Origin of the sequence: Rhodococcus sp. CX (genome assembly GCF_015865005.1) — a bacterium.
Taxonomy (GTDB): Bacteria; Actinomycetota; Actinomycetes; order Mycobacteriales; family Mycobacteriaceae; genus Rhodococcus.
This window is the reverse complement of record NZ_JADZGH010000054.1, coordinates 11,414-15,567: the sequence shown is the minus strand read 5'-3', so window position 1 is coordinate 15,567 and position 4,154 is coordinate 11,414. Positions and strand designations below refer to the sequence as shown.

The window sequence follows — 4,154 nt, the reverse complement described above, 5'->3', positions numbered from 1 at the left end:
CGACAAGATGGGCTGGCTGTGCTCGGACACCGCCGAGCTGTTCTACGACGACGTGCGCGTGCCCGTGGAAAACCTTGTCGGCGTCGAGAACTCGGCGTTCGGCCAGATCGCGCAGCAGTTCCAGGGTGAGCGGCTGTCGCTCGCGTTCCAGGCGGTCGCGACCGCCCAGCGCTGCTTCGACCTGACGGTCGAGTGGGTCAAGTCCCGCGAGACGATGGGCCGCCCGCTGTCCAAGCGTCAGGTGGTGCGTCACCGCCTGGCCGACCTGGCCACCGAAATCACTGCGGCGCATACGTTCTGCCGTTCCGTCGCGGAGCGCTGGGTCAACGGCGAGGGCATGCTGCTCGAAACGTCGATGGCGAAGAACAACGCAGTGAAGGTCTGCGACAAGGCCGTGATGGAGGCCGTTCAGCTCGCCGGCGGTATCGGCCTGATGCGCGAGAGCGAGGTCGAGCGGCACTTCCGCGACGCCCGCGTCCTCGGTATCGGTGGCGGCACCACCGAGATCATGAACGAGATCATCAGCAAGCTGCTGGGGCTGTAAGCAGTCGGGCGCCGGTGCGTCCTTCGGGCCGATGGGGGCTCGAAGGACGCACTCGGCGTTTCAGCGCACTTTTTCGAGCGCGACGACGGCGACGACGGCGATCACCACGTGCATAAGGGTGAGCGTCACGGTGCTGGCCGTGTCGAAGTCCGCCGAGAGCGTGCCCGCGATCGTGGCGAGCGGCAGCAACGCGCCCACCACTTGGGCGATCCGCAGGAATCCTCGCCACCACAGACCGAGCAGGACCGCGACCGTGAGTCCGATGCCCAGGGGCACCACGGTCATGAGTACGACGCCGCCGGGTGCGGCACTGACGGTCGCGCCGGCGTCGGTGTGCTCGAACGAACCACCCGCAGCCAGGCCGATCAGCCACAGGACGAGGTTGAGCACGAGCGCTCCCGCGACCGCGGCGACCACGACGACAGGCCGCCCGGTCGTCCACGATCGGCGCAGAACTGTTGAGGAACTGGATGTTTCGGTTGTGGACATCGATCCTCCTGATGAGTGTTGTCTGCTGACACGACTCATCGTGCGACCTCGAGTCGACTCGAGGTCAAGAGGCGGCTGCGCCGCCCGTGTGCCTTTGTGGCGGCTCCCACCGCCACAAAGGCACACCGGGGCGTCAGCCCAGCTCTTCGGCGAGCTCCATCCACTGCTCCTCGGCGGCTTCCTTCTCCGCGACCACCTGGCGCAGTTCGGCGTCGAGCTTCTGGAGGCGATCGGGATCGGTTGCCGCCTCGGCGAGCTGGTGGTGCAGCTTCTCCTCGCGTTCGGCGAACTTCGCGACCGCCCGTTCCAGCCGGGCGAGTTCCTTGCGGGCCGCGCGCTCGGCGGCGCCGTCGCGCTTGGGAGCCGTCGTCGCACCCGCCGTGCCGGACTGCTTGACCGTCGACGCGACGGACGGCGCGCCGCCGGTGCCGAGTTCCGCACGCCGGCGCAGGTATTCGTCGATGCCGCCGGGCAGGTTGGTGAGCTTGCCGTCGCCGAACAGCGCCCACGTCGAATCACAGATGCGTTCGATCAGGTACCGGTCGTGACTGATGACGACCAGCGTCCCGGCCCAGCCGTCGAGCAGATCCTCGAGCTGCTGCAGGGTGTCGATGTCGAGGTCGTTGGTGGGCTCGTCGAGCAGCAGCACATTCGGCTCCGCCATGAGAACCCGGGTCAGCTGCAGGCGGCGACGCTCACCACCGGACAGATCGCCGACGGGGGTGCGCTGCTTGGCGGGCGTGAAGCCGAGCCGCTCCGCGAGCTGGCCGGCGGAGATCTCCTTGTCGCCCAGGGTGATTCGCTCGGCCACGTCCTTGACCGCCTCGAGCACGCGCATGTCGGCGGGCAGGTCGTCGAGTTCCTGCCGCAGCCAGCCGATCTCGACGGTCTGACCCTGTACCCGGCGACCCGACGCCGGTTCGAGTTCCCCGGCGAGGGTGCGCAGCAGGGTCGTCTTGCCGGAGCCGTTGACCCCGACCAGACCGATCCGCTCCCCCGGCCCGAGACGCCACGTCAGGTCGCGCACCAGCTCGCGCCCGTCGGGGGTGGTCAGAGTCGCGTCCTCGAGTTCGATCACGATGCGGCCGAGCCGGCGCTTGGCGAACGACGCCAGCGCCACCGAGTCGCGCGGCGGCGGCACGTTCGCGATCAGCGCCTCGGCGGCCTCGATCCGGTACTTCGGCTTGGAGGTGCGCGCCGGGGCACCGCGGCGCAGCCACGCCAGTTCCTTGCGGGCGAGGTTGCGGCGCCGCTCCTCCATGGCGTCGGCCTGGCGGGCCCGTTCGGCCCGCGCGAAGATCCAGTCGTTGTAGCCGCCGTCGTAGCTTTCGACCTTGCCGCCGACGACCTCCCACGTGCGGGTCGCGACGGTGTCGAGGAACCAGCGGTCGTGGGTGACCACGACGAGTGCGCTGCGCCGCGACAGCAGATGCTCGGCCAGCCACTGCACTCCCTCTACGTCGAGGTGGTTGGTCGGCTCGTCGAGCACCAGCAGGTCGAGCTCCTGCACGAGCGCGGCGGCGAGCGCGACCCGGCGGCGTTCACCGCCGGACAGCCCGTCGACGACCGCGTCGAGGCCGAGATTGTCGATGCCGATGCCCGCGAGCACCGAGCGGATGCGGGCATCGCCCGCCCATTCGTGTTCGGCGACGCCGAGCGGCCCGAGCACCACCTCGCCGACGGTGGAACCGGCCGGCAGCACGCCACGCTGGGTGACCACGGCCATGCGCAGGCCGCCGACGCGGCTGACGCGCCCGGAGTCCGGTTCCTCGAGCCCGGCCAGCACCTCGAGCATCGTCGTCTTGCCGCCGCCGTTGAGGCCGACGACACCGATGCGCTCGCCTTCCTCCACGCCGAGGGACACCGAGTCCAGCAACGGCTTGATGCCGAAGGACTTCGAGACCTGTTCGAGATTGATCAGATTCGCCACGCGGAGCAGTGCCTTCCGGTTTTCGGGGTTCGAGAGGGTCAGGGGGTGGAGGTGCCGACGACGCGGGCGCCGTGCACCGGACCGGACGCGACGCGCACCGTGCGGCACACGCCCGCACCGGCGAGCTCGGCGCTCACGGTGACCGCGGCGCGCTCGTCGGCGCACAGGAACGCGCAGGTCGGGCCGGAGCCGGACACGATTCCGGCCAGTGCGCCGGCCTCGACACCGGCACGCAGGGTGCGACGCAGCGCCGGGTTCAGCGACAGTGCCGCCGCCTGCAGGTCGTTGCCGAGCAGCGGGGCGAGCACGTGCGGATCGCCGCCGGCGAGCGCATGCAGCAGCTCGTCGGTGCCGCCGACGCGGCGCGGGTCTCCCTCGGCGCGGAGCCGGTCGAGTTCGCGGAACACCACCGGCGTGGACAGTCCCTCCTTGGCGAGCGCGAGGACCCAGTGGAAGGTGTGCCGGGACAGTACGGGCACGAGGTGCTCGCCGCGTCCGGTGCCGATGGCGATGCCGCCGTGCAGGCAGAACGGCACGTCGCTGCCGAGTTCGGCGGCGAGTGCGTGGAGTTCCTCCCGCCCGAGCCCCAGGCTCCACAGCGCGTCGAGCGCCACGAGCGTGGCGGCGGCGTCGGCACTGCCGCCGGCCATGCCGCCCGCGACGGGAATGCCCTTGTCGATCGTGATCGCGACCTCGGGCCGGCGGCCGGCCCGCGCGGCGACGAGTTCAGCGGCCCGCCACGCCAGGTTGGTGGAGTCGGCGGGCACCAGCGCGGCGTCGGCGCCGCGCACCCGCACGCCGAGACCGTCGGCCGGCACCACCGAGACCTCGTCGCTCAGCGACAGGGCCATGAACACGGTGCGCAGCTCGTGATAGCCGTCCTCGCGCAGGTCACCGACCGCAAGATGCAGGTTGACCTTGGACGGGGCCCGCACCGTGACGGGCGACGGAACGACGGAAAGCACGAGAACAGAGCTTACCCGGACGGTGCCGACCCCAAGCTCCGGCAGCCGTCGCCGATCAGGACCGAACTCGTCCGCAATCCGTGGGATCGTCGTCGCATGCGCGAAACCTCCGCCCGCCTGCTGCGGCTGCTGGCCCTGCTGCAGACCCGCCGGGACTGGTCCGGCGCCGAACTCGCCGAGCGGTTGTCGATCACCACCCGGACGGTCCGGCGCGATGTCGACAAGC

The 4,154-nt window shown here is 70.6% G+C and carries 5 protein-coding genes; 2 read left to right on the top strand and 3 right to left on the bottom strand.

Going from position 1 to position 4,154, the window contains the following annotated elements:
* Window positions 1–544 (top strand): acyl-CoA dehydrogenase family protein (locus tag I0Q12_RS32025; protein ID WP_269437540.1); only part of this gene is annotated, 544 nt, incomplete at its 5' end.
* A 60-nt stretch (window positions 545–604) separates the two neighbouring features.
* On the opposite strand, the gene I0Q12_RS05300 is transcribed toward I0Q12_RS32025, so the two are convergent.
* The 3 genes from I0Q12_RS05300 to I0Q12_RS05290 all read right to left on the bottom strand — a co-directional run bounded on the left by I0Q12_RS05300 (window position 605) and on the right by I0Q12_RS05290 (window position 3,928).
* Window positions 605–1,033: a DUF6069 family protein gene (locus I0Q12_RS05300; protein WP_197250952.1), complete on the bottom strand. Its 429-nt coding sequence runs from the start codon at window positions 1,031–1,033 to the stop codon at window positions 605–607.
* A gap of 133 nt (window positions 1,034–1,166) precedes the next feature.
* The gene (locus tag I0Q12_RS05295; RefSeq protein ID WP_197250951.1) at window positions 1,167–2,963 is read right to left on the bottom strand and encodes an ABC-F family ATP-binding cassette domain-containing protein; all 1,797 of its coding nucleotides are present in this window, start codon (window positions 2,961–2,963) and stop codon (window positions 1,167–1,169) included.
* A 38-nt stretch (window positions 2,964–3,001) separates the two neighbouring features.
* Entirely contained in the window at window positions 3,002–3,928 is a 927-nt protein-coding gene (locus I0Q12_RS05290) for a 4-(cytidine 5'-diphospho)-2-C-methyl-D-erythritol kinase (protein ID WP_197250950.1), read from the bottom strand.
* A gap of 96 nt (window positions 3,929–4,024) precedes the next feature.
* On the opposite strand from I0Q12_RS05290, the gene I0Q12_RS32020 reads away from it, so the two are divergent.
* Window positions 4,025–4,154 (top strand): helix-turn-helix domain-containing protein (locus I0Q12_RS32020; protein ID WP_231610051.1); only part of this gene is annotated, 130 nt, incomplete at its 3' end.